Here is a 1,851-nt window from a genome sequence, read left to right on the forward strand (position 1 = left end):
GCGCCATCCAGGGCGTGGGCGCCGGCGGCCTGCTGCCGTTGGCGCAGATCATTATTGGCGACATGGTGCCGCCCACACAGCGCGGCAAACGACAAGGCGTGGTGGCCGGCATCTTTGCGCTGTGCAGCGTGGTAGGCCCGGTGCTGGGCGGCGTCATCACCGACCTGCTGTCCTGGCACTGGATCTTCTTCGTCAATCTGCCCGTGGGCGCGGTGGCGTTCGTGATCATCAGCCGCACACTGAGGCAATACACGCCGCTGCATGCGCGACGCATCGACTATCTCGGCTCCTTGCTGATGACGAGTTGCACGGTCGCGCTCCTGCTGGTGCTCACGCTGGGCGGCGGCCAATGGCCGTGGACGTCGACGCCGATCATGACGCTCAGCGCCTTCGCGCTGGCCACCGGCGTGATGTTCGTGCGGCACGTGAAGCGCGAACCCGAACCGGTATTGCCGCTGGACCTGTTCCACAATCGCCTGTTCGTGATCGCCAGCCTGGTGATGGCGCTGACCTTCATGGGGTTGATGGGCGCGAGCCTGTTCTTCCCGCTGTTCTTCCAGCTGGTGATGGGCGTGAGCCCGGCAACCTCCGGGCTGCTCACCGGGCCGATGATGATAGGTATCGCGCTCTCTTCACTGTTCAATGGACGCGTGCTGATGCGCGCAGGGCGCTACAAGCCCACCGTGGTGGCAGGACTCGCGCTGGCGACGCTGGCGTTCGGTGTGCTGGCGTGGAGCGCGGCCACCGCGCAAAGCCTGGCGATCATCGAGCCCTCCATCTTTGCGCTGGGATTGGGTCTGGGCCTGGTGATGCCGAACGTGACGATTGCGGTGCAGAGCGCCCTGGCGCAGATTCATCGCGGCGTTGGCACGGCCACGCTCACCTTCTTCCGTTCGCTCGGCGGCCTGGTTGGCGTGGCGGGATCGGGCGCCATCCTCGCCTGGCAGCTGCGCAGCCACGGCAGTGCAGCGGCGCCGGTCGTGAGCATGACGCCCGAGGGCGGCGGCATGGCGGACCATGCGTTGCTGCATCAGGTTACCGATGCCGCGGTGCAAATGTATCGCCATGCGATTGCCTCCACCTTCACCTTGGGCGCGTGCATCGTGGCGTGCGCCTTCGTGCTGATCCTGCTGCTGCCGGAGGTGCCGTTGAGCGATCATCATCACCGGGCGCCCACTCCTGCCGCCGACTAAAGGAACCGCATGATCGCTTCGCGGCAAAACACATCGCTGGCGCTATCGGCCGGATGGATAGCTTTCGTCGTGATCGCGTTCGCGATGGCGGCTGGCGTGCTGCAAGTGACGCGCACGGACCTCGATCCAGTCGCCATGCCATTGAGCGCGTATCTGCGTGGCGCAGGCGGCGGCTGGCTGCGTGGCGCTTACTATCTGATGGCGAGTGCGCTGGCGTGCCTCGCGTGGTCGAGCTTCCAAGCCACGCGCGCAGACCTGCGCAGCGGCCTGGCGAGCACCCTCTTCCTTCTCGCCGCACTGGCGCTGCCGGTGGTCGCAGGGACGGTGCTGTACGAGCACACGCCCAGGGAAGATCTCGCGCGCCTCATCCATGGTCAAGCAGCGCAAACCACCTTCCTGTGCCTTGTGGTCGCCATGCTGGTGCTGTCGACACGCTGGCTGCGCGATGCGCATATGCGAAACGGTCGATATCTCGGCGTTGCGCTGGCATGGCTTTCTTTCGTGCAGATGTGGGTCTTGGCGCTGTGGAAAGGATTGCCGCCAGGACTCACGCAGAAGGCGCTGATCGTGTTGATACTGCTGTGGCTTGCCTGGGTGGCGCGGCAATTGTGGCGGGTGAGCTCGTCGCTGGATTGAGTCGCGCACAGGGTGCGCTCCC

At 65.6% G+C, this 1,851-nt stretch carries 2 protein-coding genes; both read left to right on the forward strand.

Features of this window, described 5'->3' with window-relative positions; translation table 11 throughout:
• Positions 1–1,193: MFS transporter (locus AC1DMG_RS21920; protein ID WP_477181130.1), on the forward strand; the 1,193-nt coding region annotated here is incomplete at its 5' end.
• Between the two features lie 9 nt (positions 1,194–1,202).
• Positions 1,203–1,829 carry a DUF998 domain-containing protein gene (locus AC1DMG_RS21925; RefSeq protein WP_441603401.1) on the forward strand — a complete coding sequence of 209 codons (627 nt, stop codon included), beginning with the start codon at positions 1,203–1,205 and terminating at the stop codon, positions 1,827–1,829.
• The last annotated feature ends 22 nt before the right edge of the window (positions 1,830–1,851 follow it).

The sequence above is a fragment of the Dyella sp. 01N36 genome, from assembly GCF_056399745.1.

Bases quoted from the DNA above. Each gene is read 5' to 3' on its own strand.
- AC1DMG_RS21925 (WP_441603401.1), top strand. From the start codon at position 1,203: ATGATCGCTTCGCGGCAAAACACATCGCTGGCGCTATCGGCCGGATGG.